General features: G+C 39.8%; 19 protein-coding genes. 8 read left to right on the forward strand and 11 right to left on the reverse strand.

The window, feature by feature from the left end:
- The first annotated feature begins 172 nt into the window (after positions 1-172).
- Complete coding sequence (locus I6F65_RS02690; RefSeq protein ID WP_007581220.1) at positions 173-370, forward strand: CsbD family protein; 198 nt, start codon at positions 173-175, stop codon at positions 368-370.
- A 68-nt stretch (positions 371-438) separates the two neighbouring features.
- Here the strand turns inward: I6F65_RS02690 and I6F65_RS02695 are convergent, their stop codons facing one another.
- Both I6F65_RS02695 and I6F65_RS02700 read right to left on the reverse strand, forming a co-directional pair.
- The gene (locus tag I6F65_RS02695; protein WP_166113202.1) at positions 439-2,700 is read right to left on the reverse strand and encodes a xanthine dehydrogenase family protein molybdopterin-binding subunit; all 2,262 of its coding nucleotides are present in this window, start codon (positions 2,698-2,700) and stop codon (positions 439-441) included.
- On the reverse strand, positions 2,697-3,194 hold the full coding sequence (locus I6F65_RS02700; protein ID WP_166113205.1) for a (2Fe-2S)-binding protein: 498 nt from the start codon (positions 3,192-3,194) through the stop codon (positions 2,697-2,699). The genes I6F65_RS02695 and I6F65_RS02700 overlap by 4 nt, the downstream gene beginning before the upstream one ends.
- Before the next feature lie 442 nt (positions 3,195-3,636).
- Here I6F65_RS02700 and I6F65_RS02705 point away from each other — a divergent pair, with 442 nt between their 5' ends.
- Complete coding sequence (locus tag I6F65_RS02705) at positions 3,637-3,834, forward strand: hypothetical protein (RefSeq protein WP_024610635.1); 198 nt, start codon at positions 3,637-3,639, stop codon at positions 3,832-3,834.
- A gap of 87 nt (positions 3,835-3,921) precedes the next feature.
- Here I6F65_RS02705 and I6F65_RS02710 read toward each other — a convergent pair whose 3' ends face one another.
- From I6F65_RS02710 to I6F65_RS02720, 3 genes are all read right to left on the reverse strand, one after another.
- Positions 3,922-4,371 (reverse strand): hypothetical protein, encoded by a 450-nt coding sequence (locus I6F65_RS02710; RefSeq protein ID WP_166113208.1) that lies wholly within the window; start codon positions 4,369-4,371, stop codon positions 3,922-3,924.
- A gap of 322 nt (positions 4,372-4,693) precedes the next feature.
- Positions 4,694-5,176, reverse strand: coding sequence for a hypothetical protein (locus I6F65_RS02715; RefSeq protein ID WP_197111455.1), 483 nt, complete (start codon positions 5,174-5,176; stop codon positions 4,694-4,696).
- A 198-nt stretch (positions 5,177-5,374) separates the two neighbouring features.
- A complete protein-coding gene (locus I6F65_RS02720) occupies positions 5,375-6,142 on the reverse strand; it encodes a hypothetical protein (protein WP_166113214.1) in 768 nt (255 codons plus the stop codon).
- A gap of 168 nt (positions 6,143-6,310) precedes the next feature.
- Here I6F65_RS02720 and I6F65_RS02725 point away from each other — a divergent pair, with 168 nt between their 5' ends.
- A complete protein-coding gene (locus tag I6F65_RS02725; protein WP_197111457.1) occupies positions 6,311-6,871 on the forward strand; it encodes a hypothetical protein in 561 nt (186 codons plus the stop codon).
- Positions 6,872-6,949: 78 nt separating this feature from the next.
- Here I6F65_RS02725 and metH read toward each other — a convergent pair whose 3' ends face one another.
- The 4 genes from metH to I6F65_RS02745 all read right to left on the reverse strand — a co-directional run bounded on the left by metH (position 6,950) and on the right by I6F65_RS02745 (position 12,469).
- Positions 6,950-9,580 carry a methionine synthase gene (gene metH / locus I6F65_RS02730; RefSeq protein ID WP_197111467.1) on the reverse strand — a complete coding sequence of 877 codons (2,631 nt, stop codon included), beginning with the start codon at positions 9,578-9,580 and terminating at the stop codon, positions 6,950-6,952.
- Positions 9,581-9,589: 9 nt separating this feature from the next.
- Entirely contained in the window at positions 9,590-10,663 is a 1,074-nt protein-coding gene (locus tag I6F65_RS02735; protein ID WP_101163016.1) for a homocysteine S-methyltransferase family protein, read from the reverse strand.
- Positions 10,653-11,600, reverse strand: a complete 948-nt coding sequence (metA, locus tag I6F65_RS02740) for a homoserine O-succinyltransferase (protein WP_010555178.1) — start codon at positions 11,598-11,600, stop codon at positions 10,653-10,655. The genes I6F65_RS02735 and metA overlap by 11 nt, the downstream gene beginning before the upstream one ends.
- 215 nt (positions 11,601-11,815) lie before the next feature.
- On the reverse strand, positions 11,816-12,469 hold the full coding sequence (locus I6F65_RS02745) for a porin family protein (protein WP_197111469.1): 654 nt from the start codon (positions 12,467-12,469) through the stop codon (positions 11,816-11,818).
- A gap of 340 nt (positions 12,470-12,809) precedes the next feature.
- On the opposite strand from I6F65_RS02745, the gene ettA reads away from it, so the two are divergent.
- From ettA to I6F65_RS02765, 4 genes are all read left to right on the forward strand, one after another.
- Positions 12,810-14,483 carry an energy-dependent translational throttle protein EttA gene (gene ettA / locus I6F65_RS02750; protein WP_024610671.1) on the forward strand — a complete coding sequence of 558 codons (1,674 nt, stop codon included), beginning with the start codon at positions 12,810-12,812 and terminating at the stop codon, positions 14,481-14,483.
- 156 nt (positions 14,484-14,639) lie between these two features.
- Positions 14,640-15,008: a PilZ domain-containing protein gene (locus I6F65_RS02755; RefSeq protein ID WP_024593523.1), complete on the forward strand. Its 369-nt coding sequence runs from the start codon at positions 14,640-14,642 to the stop codon at positions 15,006-15,008.
- A gap of 53 nt (positions 15,009-15,061) precedes the next feature.
- On the forward strand, positions 15,062-15,970 hold the full coding sequence (locus I6F65_RS02760) for a histone deacetylase (protein WP_166113226.1): 909 nt from the start codon (positions 15,062-15,064) through the stop codon (positions 15,968-15,970).
- A 62-nt stretch (positions 15,971-16,032) separates the two neighbouring features.
- Entirely contained in the window at positions 16,033-16,536 is a 504-nt protein-coding gene (locus tag I6F65_RS02765) for a TlpA disulfide reductase family protein (RefSeq protein ID WP_197111471.1), read from the forward strand.
- A 1-nt stretch (position 16,537) separates the two neighbouring features.
- On the opposite strand, the gene I6F65_RS02770 is transcribed toward I6F65_RS02765, so the two are convergent.
- Together I6F65_RS02770 and I6F65_RS02775 are read right to left on the reverse strand one after the other, a co-directional pair.
- On the reverse strand, positions 16,538-17,539 hold the full coding sequence (locus I6F65_RS02770; RefSeq protein WP_024610673.1) for an AraC family transcriptional regulator: 1,002 nt from the start codon (positions 17,537-17,539) through the stop codon (positions 16,538-16,540).
- Positions 17,523-18,443, reverse strand: a complete 921-nt coding sequence (locus I6F65_RS02775) for a GGDEF domain-containing protein (RefSeq protein ID WP_197111481.1) — start codon at positions 18,441-18,443, stop codon at positions 17,523-17,525. The genes I6F65_RS02770 and I6F65_RS02775 overlap by 17 nt, the downstream gene beginning before the upstream one ends.
- Before the next feature lie 297 nt (positions 18,444-18,740).
- Here I6F65_RS02775 and I6F65_RS02780 point away from each other — a divergent pair, with 297 nt between their 5' ends.
- The gene (locus I6F65_RS02780) at positions 18,741-21,044 is read left to right on the forward strand and encodes a TonB-dependent siderophore receptor (protein WP_197111483.1); all 2,304 of its coding nucleotides are present in this window, start codon (positions 18,741-18,743) and stop codon (positions 21,042-21,044) included.
- Positions 21,045-21,083 lie beyond the last annotated feature (39 nt).

Genomic DNA, 21,083 nt, shown 5'->3' on the forward strand with positions numbered 1-21,083 from the left:
AGGCTGCTATGTATATTTTTTAATAAAAACGCAGTATTGAAAACAAATAAACTCAATCTAAAAGTATAACCAGTTGATAATAAAAGCAATAAATTAATTATTATCTCTTGGTATAAGGCTTGCTACTTTATAACTGACAGTTAATTCACTAACCTAAAGTAAGGATAAACTTATGAACAGCGATCGTATCGAAGGTAATTGGAAAGAACTTAAAGGTAAGGCTCAACAAAAATGGGGCGATCTTACCAACGACGATTTAGATAAAATTGAAGGTAGCCGTACAGAGCTAGTTGGTAAAATCCAGCAGCAATACGGTAAATCTAAAGAAGAAGCAGAGCGTGAAGTTGATGAGTTTGAAAAAGGTCGTTAAACCGCGTTAACCGCTTTTAAAAAAACCGCCATTTGGCGGTTTTTTTGTTTAAGCTGTAGGTTATTTAGCTACGCTTTTAATTGGTTACCAATCGGTAACTGCCTAATACGCTTTCCGCACGCTGCAAAAATAGCATTACATAATGCTGGCGCATAAACCGGTGTAGATGGCTCGCCTACCCCTGCTGGTGGTGCATCGCTTTGTACAATTTCAACTTCAATCTCAAGAGGTGCGTCGCTCATACGCGGTACGCGATAATCATGAAAATTACTTTGCTGTACGCGCCCTTTATCAAAGGTAATACCATCGCTGATTGCAGTTGTAATACCGTAAATAGAGCCACCTTGGGTTTGGTTTTTAACAGTGTCGGTGTTTACAACCGTACCCGCATCAATGGCAACCCAAGATTTAATTACTTTTAAATCGCCAGCATCCGACACTTCTACTTCAACTACCGTAGCTACGTAAGTTAAAAAGCTTCTATGTGCTGCTATGCCTAAACCTCGACCTTTAGGAAGTTCTCGACCCCATTTACTCATGTCAGCTACTTTTTCAATAACATGGCGCAGTCTGCCAATATCTAAAGGATAAACCGCTTTATCGCCACCATAATTATCGTATGTGGCATTTTGCTCAGTTACATCAACAATACGACTCGGACCTATAGTGTCTAGTAAATAGTCTTTTTGGTCGCGACCGGCTTTGTGCGCTGCTTCGCCAATAAATGACTGAATAGCAAAGGCATGAAAAATATTTGATACAGAACGCATCCAACCAATTCGTGCTTTGGCAGGCGCATCACCGTTTTCTAACTTCATGTTAGGTGTGTTAATAGGGTTATCGGTAAATCCTAAGCGCAGTTCAAAGCTTCCTGGCGTAGTCGCCCCTTCTGAAAAGGTAGAGGTAATTGGTGAAAACGCGGTGCGGTGTAAATACGATTCTATTGCGCCATTTTTATCTAGCGATGCTTCAATGTGCTGAGCCGAAACTGCATGGTAAAAACCATGTTGTATGTCGTCTTCACGCGTCCATTGCACACGAATAGGCTTGCCTACTTTCATTGAAAGGTAAGCTGCTTCTGCTGAAAAGTCAGGTTTTGATTTACGCCCAAAACCGCCTCCTAACATGGTAACGTTAACGTTAATTTTTCTCTCATCCATGCCAAGCATTGCCGCCACTGTTTTCATATCGGCTTGTGGATTTTGCGTAGCAGCCCATATATCAACACTGTCTTTGTTGTACATAGCTGTTGCACAAGGCGGCTCCATTGGGGCTTGAGCAAGATGCGGCGCGTAATAATCAGCTACCAATTTATTGCTCGATTTAGCCAACACGCCCATGGCATCGCCTTTATCACGTATGTTTGCCTGTGGAGTTTGTACTGTTTTTAATAATGACTTTTTAAATTCTTCTGAATTGTAATCGCCATTTTTGCCATCATCCCACACCACTTTTAATGCTTTACGCCCTTGCCATGCAGCCCATGTATTTTTAGCTATAATCGCAATTCCGCCTTTTGGCTGAAACTGCGGCGCGCCTTTTGGTGCAGGAATTTCAATAACATCTATAACTCCGTTTATCGCTTTTGTAGCACTGGCATCAAATGACTTAACAACACCGCCTACTACAGGTGGGCGTTCAATTATAGCCACCAGCGCTTGTGGTTCGCGTACATCAGCTGCAAATATAGCTTTGCCTGTTACTAAATCGGCTAAATCTATGTGCGCCATGCCGGTATTAATGTAGCGCCATTCTTTGCGTGTTTTAAGTGTTAGTTTGTCAGCTTCTGGTGGCGTTATTGTAAATGCTAAGTCGATTAAATCTTTATAAGTAAGCGATTTACCTGAGCTGTGAGTAACAACGTGCTGGACTGCGGTACATGTTTCTGGTTTTACACCCCAATGCTTAGCGGCAGCATGCTGCATCATGTAACGCACACTTGCGCCCATTTCACGCAGGCGCTGCATGTTGTAGCGAATACTGCGCGAGCCATCGGTATTTTGATCGCCGTATTTAGGATCGCCCTTACCCTGAATAACGATTACCTTATCCCACGCGGCTTCCATTTCATCGGCAACTATTTGTGCAATCGCGGTGCGAATTTGCTGCCCCATTTCAGAGCGATGGCACGTTATTTCAACCATGCCGTCTGGGCGCAGTGCAATAAATAAGTTTGCACGTTTTGCCAGCTCAGATGGCTGCTCTAACACACCAGCAATCGCTCTTGGCGCACTGCCTACAAAATAAGTACCGAGTACCAACGCACCTATTGCACTGGTTTTTAAAAACTTACGGCGGTTTAAATCAAAATATTTGTTATCTTGGCTCATACTTCTTCCCCTTGTTCATTTGGGTCAAAATACTGAACACTCGCCATTGTTTTAGCAGCCGACTTAATTGCTTTATGAATACGCGGGTATGTACCACAACGGCAAATATTACCCGACATATTACTTACTATTTCATCGTCGGTTGGGGTTGGGTTTGCTGCTAATAAACTCGCAGCTTGCATCATTTGACCACACTGACAAAAACCACATTGCGGCACTTTATGCTCAACCCATGCTTGTTGCACTGGGTGGTCGCCATCTTCGCTTAACCCTTCAATTGTAGTAATTGAAAGACCCGCTACTGCCGCTACAGGTAATATACACGAGCGTTGAGCTACCCCATCAATATGCACGGTACACGCACCACACTGTGCCATGCCACAGCCAAATTTAGGTCCGGTTAAATTCAATTCGTCTCGGAGATACCATAATACTGGCGTTGACGGATCGCCAGAAAACTCATGTTTATTACCATTTATGGTAAGCGTGATCATACAAAACTCCTTGGCAAAGCGCTTTAAAAAACGGTTCCTTGTTGCGCGAGAACTATTTTTAATTACTTACTATTTTATACTTACTACTTTTAGCCTACCACTTAGATCTGTTTTATAAAAATACTAATTATTAGAACGTTTAAATTTTCACCTTATTGAATAAAAACAAAAAATCGAGTACTACCTAAAACAAAGCATGAAATAGCTCTATCTAAACACGTTATTACATTAAAGTGATCAAACTCATGCCAGTAATAATTGCAGCCTGTTATGTATATTTTTTAATAAAAGCTCAGCCTCAAAATTAGCCCACACAACATAAATTACGCAACCCTATAATATTTATTAAATTAGTGAATAAATGACTTTTTGGTACAGGGCTTGCTACTTTATATGTGTAGGTTTATTTCAACCTAAAAGATCCAATAATTAGGAGTCACTCATGAGCAGCGATCGTATCGAAGGTAATTTAAAAGAGCTTAAAGATAGAGCCCAGCAAAAATGGGACAAACTAACGAGCGATGATTTAGACGAAGTAAAAGATAACCGCAAAGAACTTGTTGCTAAAATTCAGCAAAGGTACGATAAAACCAAGCTAGAGGCAGAAACCGAAGTAAATGATTTTGAAAAAGGTCATTAGTTAAATGCATTTTACACTTTTATAAATCATGAACCGCCAATGTTGGCGGTTTTATATTGCGTATTACATAGTAACAACGGTTTAAATTTATATATAAGATAGTTCTACATCTATTTTTACTACGTTATTTTTAGTAGCCCATTGGAATGCAGGACTGTTTTCAATAAAAGCTTTAAAACTATTAACTTCATTTAACGCAGAACACCACTTACTCGTTGTTGAAAGCGCAAGCGCAAACGCAGTCTCACTTGGCAAAAACTTAAAGGTCGTACTAAGTTGCTGCATGGCATCTGTTGCGTCATCTACGTCTTCTAAATCAGGGATTATTTGGCGTGTAATATCAACTATAAAATAGTCTTTACTTAAACTATCTCGCCCACACTGAAAAAGAAGCATATCGCCATCATTCTCCATCACCGTGTTTTCAATACGATCGCCCTCGTATAAATCAATAACAAGGTTTATTAGCTGCTCAGTATCGTTATTTTTATAAAATTCAGAGTTTTCAATTTTAAATTTTATGTCTTCTATTTTCATAACAGACCTTAATACATAATAATTTGGTGGGTTAAATAATATTTAATTTTAGTTATTAGTTTACACTTTGAAGTTTTCTAATTTTATAAGTTGCGATAGAACATACTAGCGCTGCATTTACAGAATCACTAAATGCATAAATAATGAGGGAAATAACATAGTAATATCTTTATTTAAAAGCGGGTTACCGGCTTTTTACCATAAATAAAAAACCGCTGTTTGGCGGTTTAGTTTATTTAGGTCGTTTTACTGTAGTGTAAATTAATATTTAACTACTTAGCTAAAAAGCTAAAAAGCTAAAAAGCTAAATTTAAGCATAACGTTACGCTTGAGGCCATGCAGCGGTTCTATATTTTTCAAGCCCTGGCCAAGTATCCATATTTTGAGGATCGTTAATTTTAAAACCACTTTTAGCGCCAAATTCTTCGCGAGTTTCATCTAAAAGTAAACTACTCCACAAAAACGTTCTATTGGATTCACCTAAACAATTATGACGAAAAACTGAAATATGAGTAACTACCTCTGATTCACTCATAACGTTTAAAACCTTATTCGCCATATTTAGAAGTTCTTCATGTTCAGAATAAAGCATAATAAAATATAAATTATCTGTCGCTTTAACATTTCTTTTATATTTAATATCATCAGGTTCAATTTCAGAATCGATAGCCGTATCAATAGCACTAATAAATGGCGTAATATCTTTCTCTGCGCTTATAAGAATAAAACATGGATCATCGTAACCACCCACCGTATTAAGTTGTTCTTGAATTAAAGGAGGTATACTTTTTAAAGATTTGCTCATTATTTACTGCCTATTACTACTTATTATTAAAATATATCGAGAGCCTGTATTTACTCATTTAAAAGTTATATCTATCGATATACAGCCTCTAGCCGAGTATTAATTTTGGGGCAATAAGCCTGAACAGAGTCTGTATTTTTGATTTTATTTATATTTAGCCTTATATAATGACTCGTTTTTATTAGCTTGATCATAATTTTATGTATCTGTACCTACAGCACTTATTACATCTTCAGATAAAAGCAGTTCATCGTCTTTGTATACTTCAAGCCAACCTGGCGGTGATGTATCGCAACCAATAATAGTTACCTGTAACACATAACTATAACGACCATTTTTAAACGTATAACTGTGATTTCCGCCACTGCCACTAAACTTTATATCGCCATTTAATAAAACCACATCGGGCTTATCGCTAGGCTTTTTATTAATACTCCACGATGTATACCTAAAATCATGATCGCCTAAATCATCAACACGAATATGGTATTTAGCTGTTTTCCAATCGAGTACTGGTTTTTCAAAAGTATTAATACTTGAATGCAAAGATTGCTTATCGTCTTCAATTAAGCTTTTAGCAAGTGCCTGCTCTTTAGTATTTTGTGTATTTACAGCAATAATTTTACCTTCGGTATCTACCCACATAACGCCGTTATTTAGCATAATGCCGCGCCAACCTACTTTCTCCCAATCAGTATCAATGTTTGAACTGGCAATAACTGTCACTAGCTCATCATTAAATACTTCATCAAAGCGGTTAATAAGCTCAACCTCATCTTTAATGTCAGGTATCGGGTATCGTCGTTTTAGCGGGTAACGTACAAGCGAGGCAATTGCGGCTTTATCATGAGCTTCAAATGCAGTAATAACAGGTGAAACACTCTCGTGATATTTCTGCTCAAGCGCAAATGTGTTCGCGGTTAAAAATAGAGATAAACATAATGCGGTGTAACTTAAAAACTTCATTTATAGTCCTTTTATGAATAATACATTTAAATTGAATACTGTAACTTGACTCCAACGGGTCGCGAATGCAAGTATAATTAATAACATACAACAAAATGTATAAAACTCAGCCAATCTTGTACATACCAAATTGAGGTACACCTTAAACAGGTGATTAAAGGGAATTTAATGAAACCTGAAAAATTAACGTTAAGTGAAAATATAAAGCGTGTTTTTTTCTTTATTTTCTTCTTTATAATCACTATGGCTTTGCCCTTTATGTCATACAATGAGGTGGTGTCAGTCTTAGAGGCGCTAAATAAACATGAGCTGGTTTTTAATGAGAAGAGCCTTGCTCCGAGCTTCATTTTGATCATCCCATCGTTTGCAATGCTCACTCGGCTACTATTATTAAAAGTAAGAAATATTGAAATAGAGCCTGAGCTTTTAATTAAATGGTATAAGGTCTGTGGAGCTACTTTAATTTTGGTGTTATTTTCAGTTCCTACTTATACTTACTTTATTGAAAGTAAAATTAAAAGTGAAGGTTACACTGTTTGTAATCCTTACAGTAGCTCTAGGGGATCAGATGTATGGGTTACCTCCCAAAGCTACTGCATTAAAAAAGGTTATAGAGTCAGCTCAAAAATAATAGATTGGTTACAACAACAAACTAATGAGCCAACACCAGAAGATGTCATAAAAAAAGTAGATGAGCTACTCGCGAATAGTCCTTTCAATAGTCCTTAATGACTTTTTAAAATGCACAAAAAAACGAGCCTAATTAGGCTCGTTTTTTGTTTTAACTTATAGCTTACCGCTTCGCTATTACTCCGGATCATACCCCAAATTAGGCGATAGCCATCTTTCAGCTTCTGCTAGCGTCATATTGGTTCGTTTAGCGTAGTCTTCAACCTGATCCTTTTGTACCGCTGCTACTGCGTAGTACTTAGCTTCGGGGTGTGAAAAGTACCAACCTGAAACAGCAGCACCTGGCCACATCGCGTATGAGCTGGTTAGCTGCATGCCAATGCGCTTTTCGGTATCGAGTAATTGCCAAATTTTCTTTTTCTCGGTGTGCTCTGGGCACGCTGGGTAACCAGGGGCTGGGCGAATACCTTGGTAGTTTTCGCGTATTAGCTCATCGTTTGCTAGGTTTTCGTCTGGTGCAAAACCCCAATACTCTTTACGTACTTTTTCGTGTAGGTATTCTGCAAACGCTTCTGCGAGCCTATCGGCAACCGCTTTAATCATTATTTTGTTGTAGTCGTCTTGCTGTGCGTCAAACGCATTTGCCAAGTCGTCTTCTTCTAAACCGCCTGTTACTGCAAACGCGCCAAAATAGTCTGGAGTGCCTTTGGGTGCTATGTAGTCGGCTAGGCAGTAGTTAGCAAAGTCGGTTTTTTCGGTTTGCTGACGTAAATGGCATGAAGTAGTTAACAGCGTTTTGCGTGTTTCGTCGGTGTATATTTCTATGTCGTCCCCAACGCGGTTTGCAGGGAATAAACCAATTACGCCAAGTGGTTGCAAACTGCCGGCTTTTTCAAGGTCGTCTAACATGTCGTTAGCGTCTTTAAATAAGCTTTGCGCTTGCTCGCCTACTACTTCATCGGTCATTATGCGCGGGTATTTACCGGCAATTGACCACGTCATAAAGTATGGCGTCCAATCTATGTATTTACGCAAAGTGGCAATTGATACGTTTTTAAACTCGATCACGCCAAGCTTTTTAGGCACTGGTGGCGTGTAGTTATCCCAATCGAGTTGTGCTGCGTTATCGCGTGCGCGCTGAATTGTAACAGGCTTAGAACGTGGTTTTTTGCGCGCTTGTTGCTCGCGTACTTTTACATATTCCGCTTGCGTTTTAGCTAAAAAGTCGGGTTTAAATTCTTTTGATAATAAGTTTGAAACCACACCTACTGCACGGCTGGCATTACTTACATACACTACGCCTTTGTCATATTGCGGCTCAATTTTTACTGCGGTGTGCGCTTTAGAAGTAGTAGCTCCACCAATTAACAGCGGCAGTTCAAAGCCACGGCGTTTCATTTCTTTTGCTACGTGTACCATTTCGTCAAGCGATGGGGTAATTAAGCCCGATAATCCAATAATATCGGCTTTTTCGTCGATGGCGGTTTGGAGTATTTTATCAGCCGGTACCATTACGCCTAAGTCGATTACTTCATAGTTATTACATTGCAGTACAACACCCACAATATTTTTACCTATGTCGTGTACGTCACCTTTTACGGTCGCCATCACTATTTTACCGTTAGTTGAGCCTTCTTCTTTTTCAAGCTCAATGTATGGGTCTAGGTAGGCTACGGCTCGCTTCATTACGCGCGCCGATTTAACAACTTGTGGTAAAAACATTTTACCTGCGCCAAATAAGTCGCCTACCACGTTCATGCCGTCCATTAACGGCCCTTCAATTACGTGAATAGGTTTAGCTGCTGCGGCGCGGCATTCTTCGGTATCTTCATCTATAAAGGTAGTAATACCTTTAACAAGCGCGTGCTCAAGGCGTTTTGCAACAGGCCATGTGCGCCACTCTAAATCTTCTACTCGCTCGGCTTGCGCCATACCCGAGTATTTTGGTGCAAGCTCTACTAAACGCTCGCCTGCGCCTGAGTCGGTGTTAAGTATTACGTCTGTAACGGCTTTACGTAGTTCTTCTGGTATATCATCGTAAACGGCTAGTTGCCCCGCATTTACAATACCCATGTCCATACCAGCTTGAATAGCGTGATATAAAAACACCGAGTGAATGGCTTCACGTACGGGGTTATTACCCCTAAACGAAAACGATACATTTGATACACCGCCCGACACTTTACAGTGCGGCAAATTTTGCTTAATACGGCGAGTGCCTTCAATAAATTCTACGGCGTAGTTATCGTGCTCTTCAATACCGGTGGCTACGGCAAATATATTAGGGTCGAATATAATATCTTCTGGCGCAAAGCCAATGTCTTCTACCAATATTTTATAACTGCGCGCACATATTGCGAACTTACGGTCTGCCGTGTCGGCTTGCCCGTCGGTATCAAACGCCATTACAACAGCGGCTGCACCAAAGCGTTTTATTATTTTAGCTTGGCGAATAAACGGCTCTTCACCCTCTTTTAGCGATATTGAGTTAACAATTGCCTTGCCTTGAATACACTTTAAGCCTGCTTCTATTACTTCCCATTTTGAGGAGTCGACCATAATTGGTACGCGAGAAATATCAGGCTCTGAGGCTATTAAGTTTAAAAACTTAACCATGGCGGCTTTTGAGTCCAACATGGCTTCGTCCATGTTTATATCAATAACCTGTGCGCCATTTTCTACTTGTTCGCGTGCCACTGTTAGCGCGGCTTCAAAGTCTTCTTCCATGATTAAACGTTTAAACATGGCAGAACCCGTTACATTGGTACGTTCGCCGACATTAGTAAATACTGCTATTTGTTGGGTCATGTTGGCTCCTTAATTTAAGTTACAGGCTTCAAGGCCTGATAAACGCATGCGTACTTCAAGCTCTGGTAGCTGGCGTGGTTTAACGCCCGCTAAACCTTTTGCAAAAGCGCGAATATGCGCAGGCGTGGTGCCACAGCATCCGCCTACTATATTAATAAAGCCCGATTTACCCCAATCGATAATTTCGGTTGCCATATCGCCCGCTTCTAAGTCGTATTCACCAAACTCATTTGGTAAGCCCGCATTAGGATGTACCGATGTAAAGGTTTCGCACACGCGCGATAACTCTTCTACATACTGGCGCAGTAAATCAGGACCAAGCGCACAGTTTAAACCAATTGAAATAGGCTTAATATGGCGAATAGAATTATAAAATGCTTCGGTTGTTTGCCCCGAAAGCGTACGACCAGAGGCGTCGGTAATAGTACCCGAAATCATAACTGGTAATTTACGTCCTGCTTGCTCAAAGGCTTCTTCTACGCCAAACGAGGCGGCTTTTGCGTTAAGGGTATCGAATATAGTTTCGATTAGTATTAAATCGGCGCCGCCTTCCATTAATGCAAGTGTTGATTCAATATACGCAGTAACCAGCTTGTCAAAGGTGACATTTCGGTAACCCGGATCGTTTACGTCTGGCGAAATTGAACACGTTTTAGATGTCGGCCCTAAAACACCGGCTACATAACGTGGTTTTTCTGGCGTTTTAGCCGTAAATTCATCACAAATGGCGCGTGCTAATTTAGCCGACTCTAGGTTTATTTCACGACTTAGGCTTGCCATGTCGTAATCTTCCATCGAAATAGTGGTCGAGTTAAACGTATTGGTTTCGATAATATCGGCGCCCGCTGATAAAAAACCACGATGAATATCAGTGATTAAATTAGGCTTGGTTAGGCTTAATAAATCGTTATTACCTTTAATTAATACATGCCAGTCTTTAAAACGCTCTCCGCGATAGTCTTCTTCTTCTAGCTTATGATCTTGGATCATGGTGCCCATAGCGCCATCTAAAATTAAAATGCGTTCTTTTAATGCGGCGCTTATTTCGGCTTGCTTATTATTTGTAGGAGCGTTATTCGGCATAGTTGTTAGTCCTCACGTCTTGGCTAACTAAATTAATATCATACGGTGTGGTTTGGTACACGTAGTAATTTAACCAGTTCGAAAAAAGTAAAAAAGCATGGCTTTGCCACGTTTTTGAAGGTTGTTTGGTTGCATCGTCATCCGGAAAATAATTTTCGGGTTTTGGTGCATTAGGGCTTTTTTTACAATCGCGGTCGTATTCTGCTTTTAGCGAGTCGGCGTCGTACTCTGGGTGGCCGGTTATAAACACTTGGCTACCCGATTTATTTTTAAGTAAGTAAGCCCCTACTCGCTCAGAACCAGCCAGTACAACTAGCTCATCGCAGGCGTTTATTTTATTTATATCAATGTGGCCATAACGTGAGTGCGGTACTAAAAAGGTGTCGTCGAATCCGCGAGTCAGTGCGCCGTGATCAAAGTAACATTGGTGGGTAAATACACCACACAGTTTGTCGTCTTTTAAATCACGCTTTAAATTGTAACGGTGATATAGCGCTGCATGTGCTGCCCAGCACGAAAATAACGTAGAGGTAACATGTTGCTCAGCCCAATCAATAATGACCTTTAGCTCATCCCAATACGCTACATCGTCGTATTCTAAATGGGCAAGTGGCGCACCGGTTACAATTAACGCATCGTAATTGTTGTCTTTAACCTCAGAAAAATAACGATAAAAGGTATCAAGGTGCTCTTCTGAATTACTGCTACTGCGGTGAGTGTCGAGGCGCAGTAGTTCTACATTTACTTGCAAAGGCGAGTTGGCAAGCAAACGAATAAACTGAACTTCGGTTTCTACTTTATTAGGCATTAAGTTTAAAATAGCCAAACGCATTGGGCGTATTTCTTGCGTTTTTGCACGTGTTTTTGGCATTACAAATACGTTTTCTTGACGTAAACGTGCAATAGCCGGTAACTCGTCTTTTACTGTAATTGGCATATTTTTACTCCTGCTCATAAAAACCGAAAGTTAATTATGAACTGAAAGTAAAAAATATCAACCTCTAGATGTATAGATGTCTAAATGAAATTTATTCATTCTATTAAATTAGGATTTACCGAGATGATGTGTATGAGGAAAAACACCTTTATTATAAAACAACCAGCTTTAATATTTTGAAGTAGCGCTACTAAAAACGAGTAGCGCATATGCAGTTAAAAACGGTAAATCACAGATAAATTAAGTGCGTAAATATCGCCTTGATCTGCATCAAAATATTGATACTCTGCACTTACTTGCCATTGTTGACTTAACATATAGTCAACTCCAGTTCCGTAAGTTACGCCGCCTTCATCATAGTTTTGCTCAGTTATAAGCGAAGTTTTTGTATCTGTACCAATTATTGATTCTGCCAGGTTTCTTAAGTCGCCTTCATTATAACTTAATTTATTTCTGCCATAGCCCCCAAATAAAAACACATCAGCTCGAGATGAAATTGGGTAATTAGCTTTTACAAATATACTTGTTTGCAAATCAAGGCTTGAATCAATTTGGCTCTGAATGGGTTCTGAGGTGAGCGAGCCGTCTTGTGGGTTTTGAGTAAAAACAACTCCATTTAAAGGTGCTAATTCATCATTTAATCCAAACCCTACACGCCCTTCTAATGCAAAGTATTGCGAAAACTGATAACCAAACCGTCCGTAAAGCGTTGTAAATTGTAAGCTATCACTTTCATGAACATCAATCTGTGTTGAGCCCATACCTACTCCATGGTAATAGCCGCTTACACGGAGCATGTCTGCGTGGCTCGAAAATGAATATAAACCTAAAAGTAACGCGCTTAATTTTATAACTGTTGTTGTTTTCATGTTCATTCCTTAAACGTAATTAATACTAGATGACTACTTATGATTTAAAACAAGTTTTAGACTAACTCTTAAAATTTGTTTCTTTTTTGTAACCTGTAAACATCTTGTCTCTTTTTTACTCAAATTGAAATATCTTCGAACAATATAAAACAATGCATTACATTATCTTACACATTACGGACTTTGTAATAACCGCATTTTAATGAGCTTTTAATAAGCTATAAACGCATCCATTACCAACACAAGTGTATAGTTCTATACAGCATTCGTTGACTGTTTCACCCGTCAGCCACTACAATACAACATTGAAATTTTTATTATTATTTGAAGGCTTTCCTCCATGGTTTTACCTGATAAATTTATATTCTCGATGAGTCGAGTATCTAAGGTTGTGCCACCTAAGCGCACTATCTTAAAAGATATTTCGTTACACTTTTTTCCTGGCGCTAAAATTGGTGTGCTTGGTTTAAACGGTTCTGGTAAATCTACGTTACTACGTATTATGGCCGGTGTTGACCAAGATTTTGAAGGTGATGCACATCCTCAGCCTGGTACAAAAATTGGTTATTTACCGCAAGAGCCTGTTTTAGACGAAAGCAAAACAGTTCGTGAAATTGTTGAAGAAGCTGTTGGCGAAGTTAAACACGCACTTAAACGTCTTGACGAAGTGTATAACGAATACGCCATGGAAGACGCTGACTTTGACGCACTTGCAAAAGAGCAAGGCGAGCTTGAAGCTGTTATTCAGGCGCACGATGGTCACAACATTGATAACGTTTTAGAGCGTGCTGCTGATGCACTTCGTTTACCAGAATGGGATGCTAAAATTGAGCACCTTTCAGGTGGTGAGCGTCGTCGTGTTGCTATATGTCGATTATTGCTTGAAAAACCAGACATGCTTATTCTCGATGAACCAACTAACCACTTGGATGCTGAGTCGGTTGCATGGCTTGAGCGCTTCTTACACGATTACGAAGGCACTGTTGTGGCGGTAACGCATGACCGTTACTTCCTTGATAATGTAGCTGGTTGGATATTAGAGCTCGACCGTGGTGAAGGTATTCCATGGGAAGGTAACTACTCTTCTTGGCTTGAACAAAAAGATGCGCGCTTACAGCAAGAACAAAAATCTGAAAAGGCACGTCAAAAATCAATTGCGCAAGAACTTGAATGGGTTCGTTCAAACCCTAAAGGTCGTCAAGCTAAGTCAAAAGCACGTATGGCTCAGTTTACTGAAATGCAGCAGTCTGATTACCAAAAACGTAACGAAACTAACGAGATGTTTATTCCACCAGGTCCGCGTTTAGGCGACCAAGTACTTGAAGTAACTAATCTTCGTAAGAGTTTTGGCGATCGCGTTTTAATTGACGATTTAAGTTTTAGCATGCCAAAAGGTGCCATTGTGGGCATTATTGGTGCGAATGGCGCGGGTAAATCAACGCTGTTTAAAATGATCAGTGGTGAGCAAAAGCAAGACAGCGGTAGCATTACTATTGGCGAAAGCGTACACATTGCTACCGTTGATCAGTTCCGCGACGGTATGGACGAAAGCAAAACTGTTTTCCAAGAAATATCAGACGGTCAAGACGTACTGAAAATTGGTAACTTTGAGTTCCAAAGCCGTGCGTATGTAAGTCGCTTTAACTTTAAAGGTAACGATCAGCAAAAGTTTGTTAAAGACCTATCAGGTGGTGAGCGTAACCGTTTACACCTTGCTAAGTTATTAAAAGCTGGCGGTAATGTGTTACTACTCGATGAGCCAACCAATGACTTGGACGTTGAAACACTACGCGCACTAGAAAACGCTATTTTAGAGTTCCCTGGTTGTGTAATGTGTATCTCGCATGACCGTTGGTTCCTTGACCGTATTGCTACGCACATTTTAGATTACCGCGACGAAGGTCAAATTAACTTTTTTGATGGTAACTATACTGAATACGAAGAGTGGCTTAAAAAGACACTTGGTGCAGCAGCAACTGAACCTAAACGTATTAAGTACAAAAAAATTGGTTAATATTTACCGTAATTAATTTATTACAGTAATACTAAGCCCTGCATTTATGCGGGGCTTTTTTATGCCACCAGCATTACAGGAGCATATCCTGCTAGCATGTAGAGAATTACCCGCTATGCTTAATTTATTATAAAAACAGTAAGGCTAAATTAGGTTATGCAAAATCGTCGTCAGTTTTCTCGTGTTTTATTTTCAACCGATGCACAAGTAATTTTTAATGATCACCAATACCCATGTAAATTACTTGATGTATCTTTGCATGGCGCATTAATCACTAAATGCGATGCTTTTATAAGTAACACTAATTCTAATGCAATACTGCGTTTTATACTTCCTCAAAGCGAAATAGAAATAAAAATGGAGGTTGTGGTGTGCCATATAGAAGCCGATCATATTGGTTTAAAATGCCACCATATTGATATAGACAGCATTACTTATTTAAAGCGTTTAATAGAGCTAAACTTAGCTGATGACGAACTATTACATCGCGAACTCGCTATGTTGATTCACGACACACAAGAATAGACTCATTTGGATTAGTTGATTACCATGGTGCAAACTTTTCAACTTGTGTAAACATGACTTTAAATCCACATTTACCTTTGGTGTATCACCCTAACTACTCGTTTAATTTCGATCCAAAGCATCGTTTTGCAATGAGTAAGTTTGCACATTTATATCAGCATGTAGCAGAGCTGGGCTTGATTGGCGATAACCTGGTTGAGCCAATATTAGGCACGCCAGAGCCACTTGAGCTAATACACTGCGAAAATTACATACACGATTTGTGGAATAACCGCTTAGATGAAAAAGCAATGCGCCGCATTGGTTTACCTTGGTCAAAAGAGCTTATGGCACGTACCTTTACAGCTCCTCAAGGTACGTTACAAACAGCTCGTTTAGCACTTAAACATGGTATAGCGTGCCACTTAGCCGGTGGTACACACCATGCGCATACCGATTTTGGCTCAGGCTACTGCATGGTTAACGATTTAGCCTTTACCACGCAAACTTTAATTGAATCGGGTGAAGTAACTAACGTACTTATTTTTGATTTAGACGTGCACCAAGGTGATGGCACAGCCGCAATGTTAGAGCATCAAGCATACGCTTATACTTGTTCTATTCATTGTGAAAAAAACTTCCCTTTTAGAAAATCCGCTAGCGATTTAGATATTGGCTTAGCCGATAACATGAAAGACGACGAATACCTTGCCATAGTTGACGACACCTTGAGTTATTTACTTAAAGAGCTAAACCCAAGCTTGGTACTTTACGATGCTGGCGTTGATATTTGGCAAGGCGATGGCTTGGGTAAATTAGATATTAGCTGGGATGGCATAGTTAAGCGCGACCATTTAGTGCTAAAACGCTGCCTTGAACACAACACACCCGTTGCTACAGTAATAGGTGGAGGATACGATAAAGACCATCTTCGGCTCGCTAAACGCCACGCTATTGTTGTTGAGCAAGCCGCTCGCTTTTAGTTTGAAATAAAAATGTTAAATTCTCGTTCTTATTTAATATGTAAAATAAGAACGAACATATTATGAAGCAACTATTTATTGCCATCGCACTAATTTTTATAAGCTTTACAAGCTATTCTCAAGAAGAAAGTACGCAAGAAACATACCCTAAGCTACCTACATTAAATTTACAAATGGCTGATGGGTCGCCACTCAATACTCAAGATTTATTAGGTCAACCTTACGTTTTACACTTTTGGGCAACGTGGTGTCCGTACTGTAAAAAGCTGCAGCCAGCACTTCAAAAATTTGATGATATGGGCTTAAAAGTTATTGCCGTGAGCTTTAAAGAAGATGACGATGCTACTCCCGCTAAAGCCCTTAGCGACAGAGGTTATACTTTTAAAACAGCCGTAAAAGCCGATGCAATAGCACAGCAATTAGGTATACGAGGCACACCTACTACATTGTTTGTAAATAAAGAAGGCAATGTAATTTGGCTGACTAATACGTCAAACCCAGAGGACGCAAACCTACATTTAAAGGCACGAACATTGTTGCACTCCATCGACATGGCAACTGAGTAACTTATTGCGCTTTTAACTGATTAGGTGTTAAGCCTGTCCAGCGTTTAAAAGCGCGCCGAAAGTTAGGTATATCGTAAAAAGCTAAATGCTCAGCGACTTGTTCGTTATGTTTAGCGCACAGAGTAAGTAGGTAAATAGCTTTGTGCTTATTTTGCTCATCTATTAACGCTGAAAAGCGTACCCCATTGAGTTTGAGTCTGCGCTTAAATGTAGCTGAGCTCATAGCAAAGTGCTTTGCGGTACACTCTAAATTAGCACTTGGGTGAGAGTATAAGTATCTGCAGACGGCTTCAATAAAAGTCATGCTAACTACGCTTTTATTATGTAGCTGCGACTGCGCTTGCATAAATCGTAATTGACTCGCATGCGGGTTTTTAGCCCTTAACATGGTTTTATTTAATACCCAGCGAGTACATGGCTTATCAAAACTTACCTTTAGCCCTAAATTTTGTTCGTACTCTTGAATATGCCGAGGGCGTTTAAAAGCAAAGTCGAACTGACAATGCGGGTAACTTTCGCTCACTCGTTTAAGTAAACTATAAAATGCAGTGCTGTATATCTCTAGCACATAGTGGTAAAGGCTTTCATCAAGCCCATGTGCTGGCTGAATATAAATATAAACATTATCGTTTTTAATATACGTTTGGCTAAACAATAAAGGCGCTAATTGCATTCTTAAAAGTGATAATTGCTTTAATACTTGAGCTAAATTATCGCTATATTTTAATGCCTGAGCTTCGGCTCGAGTGTCGTTAATAAGTTGGCTACCGAGTAAAAAACCACTGTCAGTACTTTTCATCAACAACTTAAATTGAGCTAATAAACGCACCTGCTGAGACACACTAAATGTATGCTGAAAATTAAGTAAGTCTTGTTCAAAAATACCGGTACCGCGTAGCAGCTTATGTAAATTTATGTTTCGGCTTTGAGCAAGCTCTACAGCTGACGTAATAAGCCCTTGAGCGCTTAAATATTTATCGTCTTGGCTAACAAACATGTGCACGGTGCGCTACTTTTTGTTGATGCTTTTTTTGTTGTAATTGACTATGCAGTTGGCTTGTTAGTTTACCTGTACTGCTATGCTTATTACCTTGTATTAAGGCGGTAGTGACATATTGAAACTTTGCTTTTTTAGATGCTTCAACTTTAAATGCACAATGCTTTAGAGCTCCTTTAATTTGTGCCATCAACTCTTTAGCTTGCTGCTCTGTAGTGGCTGGCATTAGTATCATAAAGCAATCTCCTGCGTAGCGGCACACTACATCACTTAGTCGGCAATTCATTAACAATAGATCGCTAATTTCACGCAGTAACCGGTCGCCCTCACTAAAACCAAACTCACTATTAAAATGCGAAAAATCACGAATATCAATAGCCCCAAGCCAGAGTGGTTGTTTGCTCGTAAGTTGCTCTTTGATTGCTGAATCTAGGTACTGCGCCTTATAAAGACCTGTAACTGAGCACACCTTATCGTGCTCACGTAAATGTGCTTCACGGCGGCGTAGCTGACGATTTAATACGTACTGCTCTTGATGCCAATAATACAAACCCACACTCGTTAACAACATACCTAAAGGTGCTGGCAGAGATTCAATCCAACTGAGCCATTGATGGGCGGGATGCATTAGCCATTCATCAAGTAAATCTAGGGTTGCCGAGAACATAAATAGCCCAACACCTATCACTAAGTAAGTGGTTACTTTACTCGGTGGTCTTGATATTAATAACGCGGCAATCCATACAAGGGTCATTAATACAATACCGCCCTCCCCCATAATATCGAGCCACTGAATACTGGCGTAAGTTTTTAATACACCTAAGTAACTACTTAAAAACACAGCGCTAAAAAACATCGCAATAATAGCGTTTATTAATAATCGGTGGCTGATAAAGGGATTAAATCGCATGTGCGGTATCTCGTTTATAAATGAGTTTTAAAGTTAGTTCATACAAGTTTTTGTTAGCAGGGTCATATTAGCTCAGCTATATGACAACGAGATGATACCTACTTTAAAAACAGCCCTGCACGGTACATAACACCTGACTTTACAAGGAGTGATAAAAGCTCAGTACGCTCTACATATTACTCAAACACCTCTAAATACATGTATTTAAACTAAACACTGTCACATTTACGTAACCAAATATCTTTAGCTTGCTCGCCATACCAAGAAACAACCCAGTAATAACCAAGAGCAAATACAATGAAACACTTTAAAATAAAAGTACTGGTAGCCGCATTAGCCTTATGTAATTTAACGGCTTATGCAGAAGATGATGCAAAAGAAACTACAAAAAAAGATATCGAAGTTTCTGACAAAATTGTTGTATATGGTGAAATTGGTTACAGAAACCGTTCTGACGAACTCGCACCAACCTTAGAATATTCACAAGAATACTTTCAACGTTTTGAACCTTTAACCGCAGGCGATGCATTAAAACGAGTACCCAGTGTTACATTTTTATCGGATGTACTTGAATCGGATGGTGCACGTATGCGGGGGTTAAGCCCTGCTTATACAAAGGTGCTTATAAACGGTGAAGAAGTACCTGGCGCTGGTGCCGATCGTTCATTTTTTGTTGACCGAATTCCGGCTGAGTTAATTGAACGCGTTGAAATTATTCGCTCATCAAGTGCTAACCGCTCAGCCGATGCTATTGCGGGCACATTAAATATTGTATTGCGCGATGGTTACAGTTTAGATGGCGGTTACTTGCGTGCTGGTGGCTTGTTTTATGATGATGGTGAATTTAAAGAAAGCTTAGCTGCAGTGTACGGTACTGAATTTGCTGGTGGGCGCTTATTACTTGGTGCAAATTTACAAGGCAGATATAACCCAAAACAAAAAACTAGTTTGCGCTACGGCGATAGCCCTGAAAACAATATAAATTTTCAAACAGAAGAATTTGATAACCGCGAAGACCAATCTGACACTCGCGATGGCGACGACACGTCACTTAACTCCAGCTACGAAATTGTTTTTGACGACGATAGTCAGTTTAATATTAGCGCTATGTGGGTTGATACAGAGCGTACTGAGGATGAACGTTCATTTGAATACAACGACCCAACTGCAACCAATAACGATATTGTAAATGGCGGTAACTTAGAAACAGATAATGCCAATGTTAAATATATTGACCAAACTAATTACAACATCAATACCGCTTATGAATTTCCACTACTAAGTGGCACAAGTAAGTTTAAATTTGGCTTTGCTAGGTTTGAAGAGTCTGTTTATGAGGAAGAAGTCGAATTAGATACCTCAGAGCTGCCCATGATATTTGAAGAAGAGCAAACTAAAAGTGAAATAGATGATAAAGAATGGACTCTACAGTGGCAACACAGCCAACCTTGGGGTGACAGCAAAGAAATTCAGTTTGGTGCATTTTTACAAAATAAAAAACGCGACAGTGAAATTTTAGAATCGCAAAACGAATTAGAACTTGCACTTACCAGTTGGGATCAATACGCAGCAACACCTTTAACGCTTGCTGCATTTAATAGCGAGTACGAAGCGGTTACTGGTGGTGTAAATACTTTAGAAGAAGATCGCTTTGACTTATTTGCCCTTGTTAAGCACAAAGATGATTTATTTGCTTGGGAGCTGGGCGTTCGCTGGGAGTCTACCGATTCTAAAATTAATGATAAAACAATTGGCGTGACCGAAAATAATAGTTACGACTTTATCCTCCCCTCGGCACACTTTCGTTATAACGTTAGCGAAAATGGGCGTATAAGTGCATCGATTGCGCGTAGTTTACGCCGCCCTGAGTTTGATTTTTTAACGCCGGCACTTATCGAAAAAGAGCTTGGCGATAACGACCAACTAGGGAACCCTGAATTAAAACCAGAATCAGCTTGGGGTATGGACTTAGGCTACGAGTATCGCTTAGGAAAAAGTGGCGTCGTAGGTATTAATTTATTTTATCGCAAAGTAAATGACCTAATAGAAATAGCAAATACAGGACAAGAAGGCTCTGAGGGCGAAGGTACATTTGTACTGCAACCACGCAACACAGGCGATGGTAATGTTAAAGGCGTTGAGCTTGATTTATCTACTCCACTTGGCGCATTTAGCATGCCTAATACGGGTGTATTTTTAAACTACTCATGGCTTGATAGTGAAGTAACCGATTTTTTTGGAACTCGCAAATTTAACGACCAATCAGACTACGTTTATAACGTTGGGTTTATTCAAGACTTACCCGAACTCAAAGCTGCATTTGGCGTAACTTACCGCAAGCAAGGTGATGCCTATGGACGTATTGTAGGTGAAGAAATCACTACGTCTTACAGTGCCGACTTTGAAGTGTTTTTAGAAAAACGTTGGGAAGATGTAACGCTACGCTTGGTGGGTTCAAACCTACTTGATGCAAGTAAAGACGAAACCTTCAATAAATTTGATACCGTTGAAGATCAGTTTAGTAGAAGCTTTGATGAGTACGAAATTGAGTCTGAAGAAGCGGGACCAGTTTATCAACTTATGCTGCGTTACGCGTTTTAAATAAGTTTATGAGGTAGTGCTAATCACTTTATTTAGCGC

This window comes from Pseudoalteromonas sp. SWXJZ94C, assembly GCF_015864385.1.
Taxonomy (GTDB): Bacteria; Pseudomonadota; Gammaproteobacteria; order Enterobacterales; family Alteromonadaceae; genus Pseudoalteromonas.

Coding starts and splice junctions, on each gene's coding strand:
- I6F65_RS02690 (WP_007581220.1), top strand. CDS start 173: ATGAACAGCGATCGTATCGAAGGTAATTGGAAAGAACTTAAAGGTAAG.
- I6F65_RS02720 (WP_166113214.1), bottom strand. CDS start 6,142: ATGAAGTTTTTAAGTTACACCGCATTATGTTTATCTCTATTTTTAACC.
- I6F65_RS02695 (WP_166113202.1), bottom strand. CDS start 2,700: ATGAGCCAAGATAACAAATATTTTGATTTAAACCGCCGTAAGTTTTTA.
- I6F65_RS02715 (WP_197111455.1), bottom strand. CDS start 5,176: ATGAGCAAATCTTTAAAAAGTATACCTCCTTTAATTCAAGAACAACTT.
- metH (WP_197111467.1), bottom strand. CDS start 9,580: ATGACCCAACAAATAGCAGTATTTACTAATGTCGGCGAACGTACCAAT.
- I6F65_RS02700 (WP_166113205.1), bottom strand. CDS start 3,194: ATGATCACGCTTACCATAAATGGTAATAAACATGAGTTTTCTGGCGAT.
- I6F65_RS02780 (WP_197111483.1), top strand. CDS start 18,741: ATGAAACACTTTAAAATAAAAGTACTGGTAGCCGCATTAGCCTTATGT.
- I6F65_RS02765 (WP_197111471.1), top strand. CDS start 16,033: ATGAAGCAACTATTTATTGCCATCGCACTAATTTTTATAAGCTTTACA.
- metA (WP_010555178.1), bottom strand. CDS start 11,600: ATGCCAATTACAGTAAAAGACGAGTTACCGGCTATTGCACGTTTACGT.
- I6F65_RS02705 (WP_024610635.1), top strand. CDS start 3,637: ATGAGCAGCGATCGTATCGAAGGTAATTTAAAAGAGCTTAAAGATAGA.
- ettA (WP_024610671.1), top strand. CDS start 12,810: ATGGTTTTACCTGATAAATTTATATTCTCGATGAGTCGAGTATCTAAG.
- I6F65_RS02775 (WP_197111481.1), bottom strand. CDS start 18,443: ATGCGATTTAATCCCTTTATCAGCCACCGATTATTAATAAACGCTATT.
- I6F65_RS02755 (WP_024593523.1), top strand. CDS start 14,640: ATGCAAAATCGTCGTCAGTTTTCTCGTGTTTTATTTTCAACCGATGCA.
- I6F65_RS02745 (WP_197111469.1), bottom strand. CDS start 12,469: ATGAAAACAACAACAGTTATAAAATTAAGCGCGTTACTTTTAGGTTTA.
- I6F65_RS02735 (WP_101163016.1), bottom strand. CDS start 10,663: ATGCCGAATAACGCTCCTACAAATAATAAGCAAGCCGAAATAAGCGCC.
- I6F65_RS02725 (WP_197111457.1), top strand. CDS start 6,311: ATGAAACCTGAAAAATTAACGTTAAGTGAAAATATAAAGCGTGTTTTT.
- I6F65_RS02710 (WP_166113208.1), bottom strand. CDS start 4,371: ATGAAAATAGAAGACATAAAATTTAAAATTGAAAACTCTGAATTTTAT.
- I6F65_RS02760 (WP_166113226.1), top strand. CDS start 15,062: ATGACTTTAAATCCACATTTACCTTTGGTGTATCACCCTAACTACTCG.